Raw genomic sequence first — 17,483 nt, 5'->3', positions numbered from 1 at the left:
CGCGGACGGCGGTCAGATGTCATGGCGCTCCCCAGACGGATCGGATCGTCGCCGGCCCGGTTGCTCTCTTAAGCCGAGGACGGCCTTGAAGTCGGTGACCGTGTTGAGCATGTTGTTGGGCATTGTGGGCGCGTCGACCGGGGTGCCCCGACGGGCATCCGGCACCGGACGGTACGAGCGCCTCCACAGCTCCCCCGCGCCCACTTTCCGCCGCTCCGCCACCACGTCGTCCGGCAGCTCGAACGGGGCGGGGAAGGGCAGGTAGCGCGGCAGGAAGTCGGCCAGCATCCGCTCCTGCTCGGCGAACGACCGAGGGTCGGAGTCGGTGTCGTTGAGGCAGAACACGTCACGGTGCCGGCGGGCCAGCAGCTCGGCCAGCCGGGCCGGGGTCGAGGGGTGACCCAGGTCGGCGTACTCGTACTCGATGTCGCCGGGGACGGCCTGCGCGGTCAGGAACGCCCAGTACTGGTGCAGCGACGACGGGATGGACAGGTCGCCGTGGTGCCGGAACCGGTGCCGCGCGGTGGCGGTCACCTCGTCCGGCAGCATGCCCTCGATCTGCTGCATGATGCTGCGGCGCAGCGCGAACGGGGTGTGCTTCATCTTCTGCGTGATGGTCACGCCGAACTGCCGTTGGATGTGCCGACGGTTGTTCTTTCCGGCGGCCTTCACCGGCGGGTCCTCCGGCTTCGCCTCCCCAAGACCGAACTGGGCCGGCGAGGGGAAGAACTTCGCGATCCCGTTGGCGTGGAAGAAGTGGTTCGGCAGCAGCGGGCGACCGAGGAACACGTCGTCGTTGAGGTAGAGGAAGTGTTCGGCCAGTCCGTCGATGCGGTGCAGGCGGGACTCGATGGCGTGCGAGTTGTACGACGACCGGCCGCCGAGGTCGGCGAAGAGTTCGGCGTGCGAGATGACCGTGATCATCGGATGGCTCGGGTCGAGCCAGCTCGGCAGTTGGCTGTCGGTGATCAGGAAGATCCGCCGTAGCCAGGGCGCGAAGCTGTGCAACGACCGCAACGAGTACCGCAGCTCGTCGCGGTTGTGGTAGCGCGACGAGTTCGCGGCGACCGCGTGCACCGGGCCGTCCGGAGCGCCGAGCGCCAGCGACTTCCGCTTCAGCCACTGCGGGTCGGAGCCGTCCACCCAGGTGTAGACGGCGTCGATCGGGAAGCCGACCCGGTCCGGCGCGCGGACGGCCAGGTCCCGGCGGGTGCCGTAGGTGTGGTCGTCGGCCTCGGGCACGAAGTGGCTCATCAGCGCCGCTGCCACCCGGACCGGCTGCGCCCGGGCAGGGGCCTCGTCGACGACCCCGTTGCGCCGGGGAGCGCGGACCATGTCCCCGTGCCGGCTCCAGAACTCGATCTCGCACGCGAACTGGGCGCCGAGGACCACACCGGCGCGGGCATCGGTGACCGGGAAGCAGACCTGGATCACCTCGGTCGGGGCGGCGTCCGGTTGGTCCCGACGGGGCCGGACCTGCACCACCCGGACGTCCGCGCCGGACAGCGCCGGCGCGGAGCGGATCAGGCGTTGTACCGCCGGCCGCTGGTCGTCGAGGACCGCGACGGTGCTGCGCAGGTGGTCGTCGTTACGAATGCAGTGGTATTCGATGCCCGCGGCGTGCAGCGCGGTGGTGACGGCGGTGAGGTTGCGGTGCCACTGTTCCAACGGCGTCGCCGTGGCGACGATCTCGGCCCGGGTTCGAACGCCACCGTCGGTCACCGCCACCCGGGCGCCGAGGGGGTGCACTGTGTCGCCGCCGCGCGGGCGGGAGAGCGTCTGAACCAGGCCGATCCGCCGGTGCGCGGGCAGCAGACGCAGCAGCCGCCGCCGTGCCGGCGACGGCAGGAGTCGATAGACCTTCAGGGCGATCATGCGCTGGGCCGTCCGCTCGCTACGACCGCCTTGTCAGCGGGCACCCGTCAGCCCCGCGAACGGGTAGCGGGGTGAGATCCCACTCGCGATGATTCGACACAGACTCGCGCAGCCATCACTGCATGCCCTTCCACAGATCCCCCGTTGGCACTGCGTGGCGATCCAGCGTCGGCCGCGCGGCCGCCTGGTGGCGGCTGTCGGCGGGACACCGGTCTCCGGGCCGGACCGCGTTCTCCCACGAGTGGGAGTTGTTGGCCGCCGCAGGTGGCCCGGGGCAGTGCGTTTACCTGCAGGCCATCAAACAACCACATGATCGATACCTGGCCCACCGCCTAAAGTGACATAAGGGCGGTATGCACCTGTTTGCCAAGATAATCCTGGCCATTCGGGTGGTTCAACGACACCGGGACGGTCGGCCGAACGTATCCTCGCGAAGCTCCTCAACCGCAGGCGGGACCGGTACGGCCCGCTCGTCAGCCCCCACCGTGACCTGGCAGAGTAGCGGGGTGACCGAGACCGGACCCGCCGCTACCAGGGTGCTGCACCCGCCGGTCGGCTACCGGCTGACCGCGTCGGTCCGCGCGCTCACCTTCAGCCCGTACGACCCGTGCGCCCGGGTGGCGGCCGGCACCTTCTGGTGGGCCACCCGCACCCCGGACGGTCCGGCAACGCTCGCGCTGCGACCGGCTGGCGGCGAGTTGCTCGCGGAGGGGTACGGGCCCGGCGCCGAGCACGTCCTCGCCCGCGCCGACGCGATAGCCGGGCTACGCGACGACCTGACCGGCTTCACCGAACTGGCCGCGGCGCACCCGCTGGTCGCCCGGCTGGCCCGGGAGCACCGGGGCCTCCGGATGCCCGCCACCGGCGAGGTCTTCCCCCGACTGCTGCGCGCGGTCTTCGAGCAGAAGGTCACCGGCAAGGAGGCCTACCGGGCGTACGCGGCGATGGTGCGGCACTTCCGGGAGCCGGCTCCCGGCCCGTTGCAGCCGCTGCTCCTGCCGCCCGAGGCAGCCTCCGTGGCCGCGGCTCCGTACTGGGTGTTCCACCCCTTCGGGGTGGAGCAGCGCCGAGCCGACACGCTCCGTCGCGCCGCCGCGCTCGCCGATCGCCTGGAGCGCAGCACCGACGCCACCGACGCCACCCGCCGGCTGACCGCGATCCCCGGCATCGGGCCGTGGACGGCCGCCGAGGTGGTCCGGATCGCGTACGGCGACCCGGACGCGGTCAGCGTCGGCGACTACCACATCCCGAACACGGTGGCCTGGGCGCTCGCCGGCGAACCGAGGGGCGACGACGCCCGGATGATGGCCCTGCTGGAGCCGTTCAGAGGTCACCGGGGCCGGGTGTGTCTGCTGCTGGAGGCAGCCGGCATCCGGGCACCGAAGTACGGCCCGCGCGCCCCGATCCGCTCGTTCGCCCGGTTCTGAGTCTCGCCGGCGCCACTGGGGTCAGCGACGGACGCAGAGCCGACGCAGGGTACGGCCGAGCCACCAGGCGTACGCGTGCTGCACCGCCCGAACCGCCGGCCCTCCGGTGCGGGTGAACCAACGGTCCGGAAGGCTGAACGCGCGGACCTCGAACCAGACCGCGCCGGTGTCGTCGCGGACGACCTCGAACGCCTCCTCGCCTCGCTCCGGGTGCCCGGGCAGGGTGCCGTAGCCGAAACCGGCGAGCGTGGGCGAGTCCACGCTCCAGACCACCTGGCACGGCCCCCAGAGGCGGGCCGGACCGACCCCGAGGCCGGAGGTCACCAGCACACCGGCGACGGCCCGCGGCGCTTCGGTGCGAATCCGGACGCCGGCGGCACGGTGCAGCCGCCAGCTCAGCACCGCGTCGGCGGCGGTCTCGAAGCAGCCGCCCGGCAACGGATACCGGTGGCGCAGGTGGTGGTACCCGCCGGGCAGTGGCCCGTGCCGGGTCGACCCCACCTCCGGGTACGTCAGCTCGGCCACCGTTGCCCCCTCGACCTCGACCGGACACGGGTCAGGGTACGACCGGTGCGGTCGGGCCGCCCGTCGATGGCGACGGCGGCTGTGGTGTGCTGCCCCGATGAACGCCGAGGCGAGCATCGTCCCGGCCGGTGTCGTGGACGCCGGCGAGATACTCACCGTGCAGCGGGCCGCGTACCTGAGCGAGGCGCAGCACTACACCGATCCCTTCCTGCCTCCGCTGACCGAGACGTTGGACGAGGTCGCGGCGGTGCTGGCCGGCCCGAGCATCGTGCTCGCCGCCAGGTTGGGCCACCGTCTGGTCGGTTCGGTGCGGGCCCACCTGGACGGGGACACCGCGTACGTCGGCCGCCTCTCGGTCGCCCCGGACCAGCAGGGACGGGGTGTCGGCGCGCAACTGCTCACCGCCATCGAGCGGGCCTGCGCCGGCCAGGCGGCCCGGTTCACCCTGTTCACCGGCGCGGACAGCGCGCGCAACCTGCGGCTGTACCAGCGGCACGGCTACCGGATCGTGGCGCACCGCCCGGACCCGAACGGCATCTCGTTGGCCGTGCTGGAGAAGCCGGCCGTCAGCCCCGCTCGCAGCGACGCCTGAGCCCGTCGGCCTCCATTCGCACGTAGCGGCGGAACAGCCCGCCGTACAGCCAGCCGATCAGGCCGGCCAGCGGGCCGGACTGGCTGAAGGCCAACTCGACGCGGGTACGCCCGTCGGGCAGCGGCAGCAGCCGGTGCTCCGCCGTGGTCCGCACACCCGGCGCGTCGGAGACCCAGACGAACTCCCGCCGCTCGGTCAGCTCGGTGACCCGCCACACCGCCGGCCGCAGCTTCGGCTGGGTCAGTCGGGCGGTCGCGCCGACGGCGAGCGGCCCCGGCTCCCCTCGCTCGGCCCGGGTCACCGAGTCCGTCCACTCGGGCCAGCGGGGCACGTCGACCAGCACCGCCCAGACCTGCTCGGCATCCGCGGCGATCTCGGTGTCGGCCTCGAACCGCATGGTGTCCCCTCCCCGGCGGCGCCGCTCGGCACCGCCACGGGTGCAGACGAGGCCGTCGGGAGAATTGTGACACCGGTGCTCGATCCCGTCCGTCCCTCCTCAGTGGAAGCGGACCGGGTCTGGCACCCGTGGTTCCCGGCCGCACACACCGTCCTCGGCCGCCGCGCGGATCAGGCGGCCTCGCGCAGGTCGGCCAGGGTGAGCGGGGTACGCCGCCGCAGCAGCTCCTCCAGCTCCGGCACTGAGCCGACCTCGCCGAGCACGTTCCGGCCGCCACCGAACCGCTCGGGGTAGCGGCGGGTCAGCCGGAAGCGGTAGCGGCCCCGGATCAGCTCGATGCTCACCCGCCACCGCCCGCAGCAGTCACAGACCCACTCGGACACCTCGCGAAAGTAGCTCTGACCTGCGGTTATTTGATTCGCCCGGTGGGGACGGGCGGCGCGTAGGGGGACACGCCGCCCCGCCATCCACGGTGATCTGCCTCACGACTGTCGGCACCGTCTGATTGACTGGTCGGCGTGGACCTGCCGATCAACCCGCCGGTCGAGCCGATGCTGGCCAAGAGCGTTCCCAAGCTGCCCACCACGCCAGGGGTGACCTACGAGCCCAAGTGGGACGGGTTCCGGTGCATCGTGTTCCGCGACGGCGACGAGGTCGAGTTGGCCAGCCGGGGCGGCAAGTCGATGACCCGCTACTTCCCCGAGGTGGTCGAGCAGGCCCGCCGGCAGCTGCCGGAGCGGTGCGCGGTCGACGGGGAGTTGATCGTGATTCGGCGTGACGGGCCGAGCGGCCAGCCCCGGCTGGATTTCGAGCTGCTGGCCCAGCGCGTCCACCCGGCCGCGTCCCGGGTGAAGATGCTGGCCGAGACCACCCCTGCCGACTTCGTCGCGTTCGACCTGCTGGCGATCGGTGACGAGGCCCTGCTCGACCAGCCCTACCCGCGCCGCCGGGAGCGGCTGGTCGAGGCGCTGGCCGGGGTGCGCCCGCCGGTCCACGTCACCCAGGTCACCACCGACCCGGACACCGCGCGGCGCTGGTTCGACGTCTTCGAGGGCGCCGGGCTGGACGGTCTGATCGTCAAGCCCGCCGACCTGCCGTACGAGCCGGGCAAGCGACTGATGTTCAAGGTCAAGCACGCCCGCACCGCGGACGCGGTGGTGGCCGGCTTCCGCTGGCACAAGTCCGGCCCGGTGGTGGGCTCGCTGCTGCTCGGCCTGTACGACGACGCCGGGGTCCTGCACCACGTGGGGGTGAGCGCGTCGTTCAGCATGGCCCGCCGCGCCGAGTTGCTCGACGAGCTGGCGCCCTATCGGGACACCGGCGGCGAGCACCCGTGGGTGCACGGCGACCACGAGCGTGGCCAACGCATTCCCGGTGGGGTCAGCCGGTGGACCGGCACCAAGAACCTGGAGTGGGAGCCGGTGCGCCCCGAGTTGGTGGTCGAGGTGGGCTACGACGCCATGGAGGGCGAACGGTTCCGGCACACCGCGCAGTTCGTTCGGTGGCGCCCGGACCGCGACCCCCGATCCTGCCGCTACGACCAGCTCGACCGGCCGATCCGCTTCGACGTGGATCAGGTGCTGCGCGGCGACCCGACGGCCACCGTGGACCGAGCCGCCACCGGCTCGGCGTAGCCTGGCCGTCGACCCGATTCCGGAGGACCACGTGACCCGCACCGCCGACCAGCCTCGGATGGCGACCAGCCGCCGGGTCCGTCGCACTCTGGCCGCCTTCGGCGTCGCCGCGCTGCTCACCGCCGGTTGCACGCTGCCGGCGTTCGCGCCGCGCACCGAGGTGGAGGGCGCGGCCGCCCCGACCGGCAGCGCACCGAACTGGCGGCCCTGCCCGGAGGTGCCCGACGAGTTGGTCGGGCGGAGCGCACCGAACATGCGCTACGAGTGCACCCGGATCGCGGTGCCCCGTGACTGGGGCACCGGCGGCGGGGCGACCGCCGGCCCGGGCGCCGGGCAGACCTTCGAGATCGCCCTGCTGCGCGCCCGGTCCACCAAGCAGCGCGACCGGGTCGGCTCGTTGGTGATCAACCCGGGCGGTCCGGGCGGTTCCGGTGTCGACACCGCCGTCTACCTCTCCTTCGGCCCCCAGTTCGGCGGGCTGCCCGCCTCGATCACCGAGCGCTTCGACATTGTCGGCTTCGACCCGCGCGGGGTCTCCCGGTCCAGCCCGGTGAAGTGCATCTCCGACGCCGACCTGGACGCCAGCTTCGGTTTCGACCCGGACCCGGCGAGCCAGGCGGCATTCGACGGCTTCGTCGGCCTGAGCCAGCGGATCGGGCGCGGTTGCGGCGACCGCTACGGCGACCAGTTGCCGCTGTACGGCACCGAGCAGGCCGCCCGCGACATGGACGCGGTACGCGCCGCCGTGGGCGACGACAAGCTCACCTACCTGGGCTACTCGTACGGCACCCTGCTCGGTGCCACGTACGCCCAGCTCTACCCACAGCGGGTGCGGGCGCTGGTGCTCGACGGCGCGGTCGACCCGCAGCAGCGGCTGGTCGAGGGCTCGGAGAGCCAGGCCCGCGGCTTCGAACGGGCCTTCACCAACTTCACCCGCTGGTGCGCGGCGAACGCTGGCCGCTGCCCGATCGCCCCGGACGCCCGCGCCGCGGTCACCTCGGCCATCGACAAGGCCAAGGTCTCCCCGGTACGCGGCGCCGATGGGCGGGAGGCCACCGCCGGCTGGGTGTTCTACGCCGTCATCTCCTCGCTCTACACCGAATCCGGCTGGCAGGAGTTGGCCCAGGCGATCGACAAACTCGCCGAGGGCGACCCGAAGGACGTGTTCCGACTCGCCGACGCGTACGCCGGCCGGGAGGACAACGGGCACTACTCGAACCTGTTCGACGCCAACCTGGCCATCAACTGCGCCGACGAGACGGAGAAGCCGAGCCGGGAGCAGATCCGCCGGTTGCAGTCCGAGTGGCGCGGAAAATATCCGCTGTTCGGGCCGGCGTTGGCGGTCGGCATGCTGAGCTGCGTCGAATGGCCGGGCGGGCGTGACCCGTACCCGACCGGGAAGGCGAACGGCGCACCGCCGATCGTGGTGGTCGGCACCACAGGCGACCCGGCGACGCCGTACGAGCAGACCCCACGACTCGCGTCGATGCTGGGTGTCGGTCGGGTGCTGACCTGGGAGGGCGAGGGGCACACCGCCTACCCGCAGACCTCCTGCATCACCGACGCGGTCGACGCCTACCTGATCGACCTGACCGTCCCACCGGAGGGGAAGCGCTGCCCGGCCCGCTGACGGGCGGAGCCGGTGGCAGCGGGGGCAGATCGATCCCCTGCCGGGTGGCCAACTCCTCCAGTAGCGCCCGCATTCGGCGCACGTCGGCCTTGAGCTGCTCCTGCTCCTCATGCTCGAAGGCGTTGTCGTCGACGATGAGCCGGCTCGCGAAGTGCGCGGTGATCAGCGGGATGACCAGCAGCACCATGGTCGAGATGAGCAGCGCGGCCAGCGTCCGGCCCGCCCAGGTGGTCGGCGAGATGTCGCCGTACCCGACGGTCGAGGCGGTCACCACAGCCCACCAGACGGCGTCGGCCGGGCTGCGCTCCTCGACCTCGCCGTAGATGAAACCGGCCACCACGATCATCAACAGGTACGAGGTGATCAGCGTGCGGGGCGAGTTCGCGAACCACACCAACGCCCGGTATATCCAGCGGAACGGCAGCAGCACTAGCTCCATGCCGCCCCATGCTGCCCGTTGCCCGCAACCGGCACAGACCCATTCCTCGGTTTCGCTGTGCCAGGATCGCCGGTATGAGCGACGTGATCTACCGGGAGGCCGCCCGGGCGGACCTGCCCGCCGTCATCGCCCTGCTCGCCGACGACGTCCTGGGCAAGGCCCGCGACTTCACCGAGGTTGACGAGGCGTACGAGAGGGCGTTCGCGGCCATCGACGCTGACCCACGCAACCAGCTGATCGTGGCCGAGCAGGCCGGCGAACTGGTCGGCTGCCTGCAGATCACCTACATCCCGGGCCTGGGCCGGCACGGCAGCGAGCGCTCGTTGATCGAGTCGGTCCGGGTCCGCTCCGACCGGCGTGGCCAGGGGCTGGGCCGGGACCTGATGACCTGGGCGATCGACCAGGCTCGCGAGCGTGGCTGCGCGCTGGTGCAGCTCACCACCGACAAGACCCGCGGGGACGCGCACCGCTTCTACCTGGGCCTCGGCTTCGTGGCCAGCCACGAGGGCATGAAGCTCGCGCTCTGACCCGGCGTCGCGTTCACCCGGCGGGGCAGTGCGAGTCGCCCCGACCGGGTTACGTTCGCTGCCATGAGCAGGCCGACGATGCCCGGCGCCGCACCGTCGCGCCCGTCGTGGCGGCGGACTGGCTCGGCGCTGTTGGTGGTCGGCGTCCTCCTGGTCGTCGTCGCGTTCTGGCTGCCCGCCTGGCGCAGCGTCTACCTGGATCGGACGGAAACCACTCCGGGTTCGAAGGTGCTCGGCTGGGCGCTCCCGTTCGCGGTGACCGCCGCCGTGTTCGCGGCGCTGTCGCTCGCCAACACCGGCCCGGCCCGCTGGGTCGGGCGGCAGGCCAGCCTGGGAATGCTCATCTCCAACGTGCTCGCCTGCGGCAGCCTCACCGGGACGTACTGGTACTTCGAGGCCGAGGACCCCTACGCCAGACACGAGTTGATTTCGACCGGGCCGGGCGCCGGTCTTCTCCTCGCCCTGCTGGGCTATTTGCTGATCCCGCTGGCCGGGTCTCTTCCTGACGGCCAGAAGCGCACCGACGAACCCAGCAACGACCGGCCCAAACACGACCGGCCCGACCAGACGCAGTAGGGGAACTCCCTCGCCCCACCGCCGTACAAGGCTGTGGAGCTGATGTCGTAGACGAGTCACCGTCCGGCGATTCGTTGACGACATCAGCTCCACAGCGAGCGCGGACCACCATCCGCCGCCCAGCCACCCGCCGCCCAGCCACCCGCCGCCCAACCGCCGCAAGCGGCAGGCGTGGGACAGCGTCGGGCAGCAGTTCGATGGCGGTCAGCCGTCGACCAGGCGGCCGTCGCGCAGAACGAGCACCCGGTCGGCGAGGTCGATCAGGGCCGGGTCGTGAGTGGCCACCAGGGCCGTCATGCCCCGGGCGTGCACCACCGCGCGCAGCAGGTCCATGATGGACCGACCGGTCTCCGAGTCGAGCTGACCGGTGGGCTCGTCGGCGATGAGCAGGTCCGGCTCATTGGCCAACGCGCGGGCCACCGCGACCCTCTGCTGCTGGCCACCGGAGAGTTCGTACGGGCGCTGCGCGGCGTGCCCACCCAGGCCGACCAGTTCCAGCAGCACCGCGACGCGCTCCTCCCGTTCCGCGGCCGGCACCTGCGCCAGCCGCAACGGCACGCCAACGTTCTCGGCGGCGGAGAGGATCGGCACCAGCCCGAAGGTCTGGAACACGAACCCGACGGTGCCCCGGCGCAGCCGCAGCAGCTCCGCCTCCCCGGCCGAGGTGACCTCGTGCCCGGCCACCACCACCTGACCGCTGTCCGGCCGGTCCAGCCCACCGATCAGGTTCAGCAGCGTCGTCTTGCCAGCCCCGGACCGACCTCGGATGGCGACCAACTCGCCCCGGTTGGCAGTGAACGACACGTCCCGCACGGCGTGCACGGCGTGCTCACCACGGCCGAAGGTCCGGCTGACCCCACTGACCCGGACCACCTCGTCGGGGTGCGCCGAGGGCACACCGCCGAAACCGGCCGCACCGGTCACCACCATGTCCTGCCGGCTCATGCCCGCGCCCCCCGCTCGTCCGAGGCCCGGTTGCCGGGCCGTACCTGCACATGATCCGGCTCCAGGTCGAGCCGGACCCGCTCCTTCAGCGAGAGCGCGTCGACGAACGCAGCGGGCAGCTGCATCCGACCGTTGCGGTCCAGCACCGCGTACTCCTCGCTGACCAGCTCGGTGTTGCCGTCCGCGTCGGTCCGCGCGGTCCGGCGTACCTCGGAGGCGGTCCGGCCGTCGCGGATCGCGACGGTCCGGCGGACCTGTGTGGCCACGGCGAGGTCGTGGGTGACGACAACGATGGTCACGCCCAGTTCCGCGTTGATGGTGCGCAGCGCCGCGAAGACCTCCGCGCCGGTCGCCTCGTCCAGCTCACCGGTGGGCTCGTCGGCGAAGAGCACCTCCGGGTCGTTGGCCACCGCCACCGCCACCGCGACCCGCTGCTGTTCGCCACCGCTGAGCTGCCCGGGCCGCCGGTCGGCGCAGTAGCCCACACCGACGAGGTCGAGCAGTTCCCGGGCCCGCTCCCGGCGGGCCCTGCGGCTGCGCTTGCCGGCCAACTGCATCGGCAGCTCGACGTTCTCCAGCGCGCTGAGGTACGGCAGCAGGTTGCGGCCCGTCTGCTGCCAGACGAACCCGACCAGCTGCCGGCGGTAGCTCAGCCGTCGCTTGGCGGAGAGCGAGAGCAGGTCGTAGTCGGCCACCCGGGCGATACCGGCGGTCGGGGTGTCCAGACCGGAGAGGATGTTGAGCAGGGTCGACTTGCCCGAACCGGAGGCACCGACGATCGCCACCAGCTCACCCCGGTCGATGACCAGGTCGAGCCCCTGCAGGGCGACCACCTCCACCCCCTCGGTCTTGAAGATGCGCACCAGGCCGTCGCAGACGATGTGCCCGCGGAGGCGGTCCTGCCCGCCGGCCCGCTCGGCAGCGCGAAGCGCTGCCCGCTGTTGCAGGGCGGCCAGGTCAGGCACCAGTGGAGTCTGGGCGGTAGCGGTCATCTCAGCTCTCCTCTCCGAGCCGAAGCACCTCTCCGAGGCGCAACCGGCGGTTGTTCAGGGCCTCGACGGCGACCGCGAAGCCGAGGGCGACCGCCCCGAGCGCGAGCACCGCGGCGACCAGGCTGGGCTCGAAAGCCACCCGGACCGGCACACCACTGGTGAACGCGGACAGGCCGAGCACCGGGTTGAGCAGCAGGGGCAGCACCGCACCGACCAGCGCGCCGGTCAGCACCGACACCGCGACCAGCGGGGTCAACTCGACCAGCAGCAGCCCTCGCCACTGCCGGCGGGACAGGCCGAGGGTGCGCAGCCGGGACAGCACCTGGCCCCGGGCGCGCGCGCCGGCCAACACGGTGAACGCGATGGCCAACAGCCCGAGCACGGTGCCGCCGACGGCGCCGGCCACGAACCCGAAGGCCAGCACCCCGTTCGCCCCGCCCTCGCCGAGATCCCGGCGGACCTCCGCCCGGGTGTCGACGGTGACTCCGATCATCCGTTCCCGACCGGTGACCGTGCCGTCCCGCTGGTAGCGCTCCTGCCCCTGGTCGCCGGCGACGCGCAGCGCCTCGGCGTCCAGCGGGTCCCCGGCGATCAGCAGGCTGGTCGGCACGGGTGTGGTGGTACGCGTCGGCAGGGCCTGCCAGGGCAGGATCACGAACCGGCTGGCGTTCGCCGCCAGCATCGGGAAACCGTCAGCGGTGCCGGCCACCCGGAACTCGTACCGCTGGCCCTGCACCGAGATGAAGGCGGAGTCGTCCAGCTTGGCCTTCGCGAGGTCGGCGGCGACCGCCGGTGAGACGATCGCCGGCAGCGGCCCCGGGCCGGGCGCGGCGGTGCGCAGCGCGGCCGGAACCGACAGGTCCACCTGGGAGTCGCGGGCCACCTTGTCCAACCCCGAGCCGTCGACCAGCAGCACGTCCGTCTGCCCGATGAAGGCGTCGGTGCCGACCTCGTCGGACGCCAACCGCTCATCGTCCTCGTACAGCACCCGGGTGACGGCCCGGACCCCCGGCAGACGGCCCAGCTCGTCGATGGTGTCGGGTGCGAAGCGCTCCCCGCGGATCACCGCGTCGGCGGGCACGATCTGCGCGGCGGCCCGTTCCCTGCTCGCGTCGATGCCGGCGGCCACGACCGCGCAGAACGCCGCGGTGCCGATCGCCAGTACCACCACGACCAGCGGGGCGGCGACCGCCGCGCGCCCGGCGCGGGCCGTGCCGAGGAACGCCACGCTGCCCCGGGTCCGCGCGGCCAGCCGGCTGACCAGCAACAACGGCCAGGGGTACGCGCGCAGCGCCAGCACCGCCGCCGCGATCGCGAGGAGCACCGGCACCGACACGAGCAACGGGTCCACCTCGCCGAGCGTCAGGCCACGCCGACGCAGCAGCACCGCGGCGAGCCCGGCCAGGAGCAGCAGGGAGACCTCGACGGTGAGCCGACGGGCCGACGGGCGCACCCGGATCAGGTCCCGGCGCCCCGCTCCGCCGGCCGGTACGGCCAGTGTCGCCAACGGCAGTGCCAGCGTGACCAGCACGGTCACGCCGATGACATAAGGCGTGGTTGGATCCGGGGCACCGGGGAACAGGGTGCCCAGCCACCAGCCCAGCACTGCGGCGACCGGCACCACCAGCACCGACTCGGCGAGGCTGCGCCGGGCGCCGGCGGTGGCCCCACCCCCTCGGGCGCGCAGCAGCGCGAACTCCGAGCGACGTCGTCTGATGGCGAGGCTGGCCGCGAGCACGATGAGCCCCGCCAGGGTGGCCAGGACACCAGCCGCGATCACCGCGAGCAGGGTCCGGACGGCGTCGATCTGGGCGGCGAACGCACGCAACGGAACGTCGACACCCTGGGTCAGGGTGAGCCCCATCGGCAGGTTGCGCTGCATCACCTGCAGGCCGTCGATCATCTGGTCCAGCTCGCGTGCGTCGATCCGGTCGACGCCCAGTCGGTACCGCCAGTTGGACTGGATCGGCCAGCCCTCGGCGGCCCGCTTGTTGAGGGGCGACTGCGCGACGACGCCGACGATGACGAACGGCTGGCCATCGCCCTGCGGTTCGATGATCCGCAGCAGCTGTGGCAGCCCGTCCCAGATGCCGTTGGCGCTGTCGACGGGGCGGAACAGCCCGGTCACCACCAGCGGGACACCGTCGATGAGTCTGCCCTTGTCATCGGTTCTGCCGATGCGCAGTTGGCTGCCGGCGCGCAGGTTGAGCTTGCGGGCCACGTCGACGTCGAGCGCCACCTCGATCGGCCGGTCGGGAACGTACGTCTCGCTCGGCCACGTCCCCTCGACGAGGGTGCTCGCTCCCTGAATGTCGGGCATGGCCCGCAGGCTCATGTCGACCAGCAGGTTGCGGGCCGCCAGGTCCGGCCCGACCACGCGGGCCTCTGCGGTCTGGACGCTGTACCACCGCTCGGTCACTGCCGAACGCACCGGCGGCGGCATCTCCGCGGCCAGGGCGTCGAACCGTTCGGCGGCGTCGCCCATCGCCGTCCGCCGCGACGTCGCGGGCTCAATGCTGGTGGAGTACGAGATGTCCCGGCGGGCGGCCGGCTCGCTGTTGAGTTGCGCTCGCAGCCCCTGTTCGGCGAGCCGGTTGACCAGCCGGGGCACTCCGCTGATCAGCAGCGTGACCACCAGGGTCAGCACCGCCAGCAGCAGGAACTGCCCCCCGTACGCCCGGACCCGCCGGACGGCCGCCCCGACGCTCATCGTTCTCCCCCGATTCGCAGCTGCACCGCCGCCACCCGCTGACGGATGCCGGTGGCGATGAACGCGCTGAAGGCGAGCGCCGCCAGCAGCAGACCGACCGCGGTCAGGCCGATTGGCACCCAGGGCAGCACGAACGCCGCCGGGGGTGTCGGCCGGCCGGCGGCCGGGGTGAGGATGACCAGTGGGGCCATCGTCGCGCCGACCGCGGTGCCGAGTAACAGCCCGACGCCCACGCCGATGCCGGCGAGGAACGTCTGCTCGGCGAGCAGCGCCCGAGCCATCAGCCGGGGCGTGGCGCCGAGGGTGTGCAGGACCGCGAACTCGCCGAGCCGACGCCGCGCGGTGGCCCACACGTCCACCATCAGGCCGACGAGGGCGAGCAGCACCGCGCCGAGCGCGGCGGCGAGCATGCCGGTACGCGAGCCGCGCCAGTACGGGTCGTCGGCGGCCGCCTCGATGGCCGCCTCCCGGTTGAGCACTGTGATGCCCGGGAGTGCGCTGACCGCCTGGGCGGCGGCGTTCGCGTCGGCGGCGCCGACCCACCATTCCGGTACGGGTCGCACCGCGCCGCTGCTCCGGATCATCGCGTCGACCGCCGCCGGCAGGTCCAGCAGGACGCCCTCGCCGGTGGTGGCCGGCACGGCGTCCAGCTCGCCGACCAGGTGCACCGGCAGCGTCGCCCCGGAGAGGGTCAGGTCGACGGTGTCGCCGACGCGCAGGCTCAGCGCGTTGCGGACCCCGGGGGTCATCAACACCGGTATGGGCTTGTTGTCTCCGCCCGGCACGACAGCGAACCGGGTGGGCGGCTGGTACGCGAACTGCCCGCCGGGGATCACGTCGACCGCGCGCGCCGCGGCGAACCCGGCGCCGGTGGTCCGTACCGGCATGGGCTCCTGCCCGAGGGCGGTCACGGCCCAGTCGCCGCCCAGTTCGGCCGGTTGTTTCGTGCCGTCGGCCTTGACCACCGTCAGCCCGTCCACCTGGAGCTCGTAGGAGTTGCCGGCGGCCAACCCACCGTCGGCCTCGAAGCCGGCCAGCCGCAGCCGCGCCCCGCCCAGGTCGGGCAGTCGCGCGGTGAACGGGGTGGCCCGGCCGTCGCTGTCGGCGTCGGCCGCCGGCAGCCGCAGGGCGAGCCCGTCGGGGGTGGTGACCAGCAGCGTCACAGCGACCTTCAGCGACCGGGCGGCGTTGCTCACCGGGGTACGGATCGTGCCGGTGATCTCACGCGCCCCGGCGGGCAGTTCGACGCCGGCGGGCTCTCCCCGCGCGCCGACCATCCTCCGGTACTGCTCCGACGCCGATCCGTCGCCGAGGCGGTCGGCGAGCCGGACGACGCCCGGGGCGCTGGCCGGGTCGACACCGATCACGGTCGCCGGCAGGTTCTCCCGCCCGACCCGGATCTCGTCCCGCCACGCCGGCAGCACCCGGTCGACGCTCGGCAGCGCGGCGAGTTCACCGGCCCGGGTCGGTGGGGCGCCCCCGGTCCGTTCGGTCACCCGGAGGTCGGCGCCGACCGTGTGGCCGGCCTGCTCGACCTGGGACCGCTCGCCGGTGCTGATCAGCGACCAGGCCAGGGTGCTGCCGCCGACGGCGAGGGCGAGCAGCAGCACCGGGCCGGCGTGGGGACGCCGGCCGGCCTGCCACATGCCGAACATGGTGGCGGTCCAGGGGCGTCGGTCGACGAACCGCTCCGCGAACCGGGTGAGCGGCGGGAGCACCCGCAACGCCAGCACGGCACCGGCCAGCACGCCGAGCGTCGGGGCGGCGACCAGCAGCGGGTCGAGCCCAAGTTGGCCACCCGAACCGGCCAGCGGGGAGGCGTACCGGCGCAGCTGCACCCAGGCGAGCACGGCGAGCGCCACGAGCACCAGGTCGACGCTGGCGCGTTGGACGCTCGCGGCCCGGTTCGGCCGGGATCGGGCCGCCATGTCGGCGACGTACGTCCCGGCGCCACGCAGCGCCGGGAGGACCATGGCGACGAGGCAGCCGGCCGCGGTGGCCGCTGCCGCCGCCCAGACCAGTGTGGTGTTGCCGCCGGCGGTGGAGAGGTCACCGGACCCGCCGGGTCGGATGTACCGCAACGCCTCACCGGCGATCAGCGGACCGAGCACGGCTGCCGGGGCGACCACCAGTGTCGCCTCACGGGCGGCCAGGCCGGCCAACTGCCGACGGGCGGCGCCGCGGGCGCGCAGCAGTGCGGTCTGCGGGCGGCGGTCCTCGTGCAGCAGTGCGGCGACCAGCACCAGCGCGTACCCGGCGAGCACCAGAATGAGCAGGAGCGGGGTGGCCAGCGACGAGCGACCCACCAGGTCGGCGCGACCGATCCGGTCCAGCAACTGCGGCATCTTGGTCACCGTCTGCCCGGAGCTGCCCAGTTGGGCGGCCTCGGGCACGGCCGAGAGCGCCTCGGTGAGGGCTTTCCGAACGGCGGGCAGGTCGGCGGTGTCGACGGCGCCGAGGTCCGGTTGGGCCAGCCAGGACACCGACACCGAGCCCGGGAAGGTGGCCGCGAAGTCGGCCGGGTCGAGCGTGAACGGCCCGTAGGAGGTGCCGGAACTGGCACTGCCCGCCCCTACCCCGGGGGCCAGCAGCCAGTACGCGTCCGACGGGTCGCGGGGCCGCCAGGTGCCGGCGAGCACCAACTCCCCGCGTCGTTCGGTGGCCCGGTCGCGCACCGGGACGCGCTCGCCGACGGTCAGGCCGAGGGCGCCGGCGACCCGCTCGGGCAGGCTCACCTGGACGGGGTTCGCTCCGGGGCTGGGCCAGGCTCCGCTGGTCAGCTCGGCGTGGCTGGCGAGGTCGGCGAGCGTGGCCAGGTTCGCGAAGACCGGTTCGTCGGCAGTACGCGGGATCTGCCCGAGGTCGCCGGTCAGTTCCCGGCCGGTGCCGTAACGGGCGGCGGTGACACTCACCGGGACGCCGCCGAGCCCGGTGGCGAACTCGGCTCGGACCGCCTTGTCCCGGGTTGCGAACTCGGCCGTGTCCCGCCCACCCGAGCCACTGACCAGAAGGCCGCGCTCCTCGGCGGGCGAGGCGGCGACCAGTGCCCGCTGCCCGGCGTCCACCGCCCGACGGTTGTAGTCGGACAGCCCCGTGACCAACGCGACGGCGACGAGGGCTGCGATCACCGCCGCGACCAGCAACCCTCGCGCCTCGCGGGCCCGCCTCCACACCAGCTTCATCCGACGCCTCCCCTGGCCCTGGCGGGCCGACG

General features: G+C 73.0%; 15 protein-coding genes. 6 read left to right on the top strand and 9 right to left on the bottom strand.

Going from position 1 to position 17,483, the window contains the following annotated elements; all coding sequences use genetic code 11:
* Positions 1-12: 12 nt before the first annotated feature.
* Complete coding sequence (locus GUI43_RS18355; protein WP_112699343.1) at positions 13-1,875, bottom strand: stealth family protein; 1,863 nt, start codon at positions 1,873-1,875, stop codon at positions 13-15.
* 506 nt (positions 1,876-2,381) lie between these two features.
* Here GUI43_RS18355 and GUI43_RS18350 point away from each other — a divergent pair.
* The gene (locus GUI43_RS18350; protein ID WP_112584970.1) at positions 2,382-3,302 is read left to right on the top strand and encodes a DNA-3-methyladenine glycosylase family protein; all 921 of its coding nucleotides are present in this window, start codon (positions 2,382-2,384) and stop codon (positions 3,300-3,302) included.
* A 21-nt stretch (positions 3,303-3,323) separates the two neighbouring features.
* On the opposite strand, the gene GUI43_RS18345 is transcribed toward GUI43_RS18350, so the two are convergent.
* Positions 3,324-3,827: a DUF1990 domain-containing protein gene (locus tag GUI43_RS18345; RefSeq protein WP_181541825.1), complete on the bottom strand. Its 504-nt coding sequence runs from the start codon at positions 3,825-3,827 to the stop codon at positions 3,324-3,326.
* Positions 3,828-3,924: 97 nt separating this feature from the next.
* On the opposite strand from GUI43_RS18345, the gene GUI43_RS18340 reads away from it, so the two are divergent.
* Complete coding sequence (locus tag GUI43_RS18340; RefSeq protein ID WP_112604263.1) at positions 3,925-4,419, top strand: GNAT family N-acetyltransferase; 495 nt, start codon at positions 3,925-3,927, stop codon at positions 4,417-4,419.
* Here GUI43_RS18340 and GUI43_RS18335 read toward each other — a convergent pair.
* Entirely contained in the window at positions 4,394-4,816 is a 423-nt protein-coding gene (locus tag GUI43_RS18335; RefSeq protein ID WP_112584964.1) for an SRPBCC family protein, read from the bottom strand. The two genes, GUI43_RS18340 and GUI43_RS18335, sit on opposite strands and share 26 nt — an antisense overlap.
* Positions 4,817-4,986: 170 nt before the next feature.
* Positions 4,987-5,199: a hypothetical protein gene (locus GUI43_RS18330; protein ID WP_112584962.1), complete on the bottom strand. Its 213-nt coding sequence runs from the start codon at positions 5,197-5,199 to the stop codon at positions 4,987-4,989.
* A gap of 135 nt (positions 5,200-5,334) precedes the next feature.
* On the opposite strand from GUI43_RS18330, the gene GUI43_RS18325 reads away from it, so the two are divergent.
* On the top strand, positions 5,335-6,450 hold the full coding sequence (locus GUI43_RS18325; protein WP_112584960.1) for an ATP-dependent DNA ligase: 1,116 nt from the start codon (positions 5,335-5,337) through the stop codon (positions 6,448-6,450).
* Positions 6,451-6,508: 58 nt separating this feature from the next.
* Positions 6,509-8,080 (top strand): alpha/beta hydrolase, encoded by a 1,572-nt coding sequence (locus GUI43_RS18320; protein ID WP_112699351.1) that lies wholly within the window; start codon positions 6,509-6,511, stop codon positions 8,078-8,080.
* Here GUI43_RS18320 and GUI43_RS18315 read toward each other — a convergent pair.
* Positions 8,007-8,519, bottom strand: a complete 513-nt coding sequence (locus tag GUI43_RS18315) for a potassium channel family protein (protein WP_112699342.1) — start codon at positions 8,517-8,519, stop codon at positions 8,007-8,009. The genes GUI43_RS18320 and GUI43_RS18315 overlap by 74 nt on opposite strands.
* Before the next feature lie 74 nt (positions 8,520-8,593).
* Here GUI43_RS18315 and GUI43_RS18310 point away from each other — a divergent pair, with 74 nt between their 5' ends.
* Together GUI43_RS18310 and GUI43_RS18305 are read left to right on the top strand one after the other, a co-directional pair.
* A complete protein-coding gene (locus GUI43_RS18310; protein ID WP_112699341.1) occupies positions 8,594-9,046 on the top strand; it encodes a GNAT family N-acetyltransferase in 453 nt (150 codons plus the stop codon).
* Between the two features lie 63 nt (positions 9,047-9,109).
* On the top strand, positions 9,110-9,622 hold the full coding sequence (locus GUI43_RS18305; RefSeq protein ID WP_146765924.1) for a hypothetical protein: 513 nt from the start codon (positions 9,110-9,112) through the stop codon (positions 9,620-9,622).
* 204 nt (positions 9,623-9,826) lie between these two features.
* Here GUI43_RS18305 and GUI43_RS18300 read toward each other — a convergent pair whose 3' ends face one another.
* From GUI43_RS18300 to GUI43_RS18285, 4 genes are read right to left on the bottom strand one after another with little or no spacing between them, the layout of a single operon-like run.
* On the bottom strand, positions 9,827-10,552 hold the full coding sequence (locus GUI43_RS18300; protein WP_112585561.1) for an ABC transporter ATP-binding protein: 726 nt from the start codon (positions 10,550-10,552) through the stop codon (positions 9,827-9,829).
* An 11-nt stretch (positions 10,553-10,563) separates the two neighbouring features.
* Positions 10,564-11,559, bottom strand: a complete 996-nt coding sequence (locus GUI43_RS18295; RefSeq protein ID WP_112584952.1) for an ABC transporter ATP-binding protein — start codon at positions 11,557-11,559, stop codon at positions 10,564-10,566.
* Between the two features lies 1 nt (position 11,560).
* The gene (locus GUI43_RS18290) at positions 11,561-14,269 is read right to left on the bottom strand and encodes an FtsX-like permease family protein (protein ID WP_112699339.1); all 2,709 of its coding nucleotides are present in this window, start codon (positions 14,267-14,269) and stop codon (positions 11,561-11,563) included.
* A complete protein-coding gene (locus GUI43_RS18285) occupies positions 14,266-17,451 on the bottom strand; it encodes an FtsX-like permease family protein (protein ID WP_112699338.1) in 3,186 nt (1,061 codons plus the stop codon). Before GUI43_RS18285 ends, GUI43_RS18290 begins: the two co-directional genes overlap by 4 nt.
* Between the last annotated feature and the right edge of the window lie 32 nt (positions 17,452-17,483).

Origin of the sequence: Micromonospora noduli (genome assembly GCF_003264365.1) — a bacterium.
GTDB lineage: Bacteria > Actinomycetota > Actinomycetes > Mycobacteriales > Micromonosporaceae > Micromonospora > Micromonospora noduli.
The sequence above is the reverse complement of the archived record's forward strand: the minus strand, read 5'-3'. Positions and strand labels throughout refer to the sequence as shown.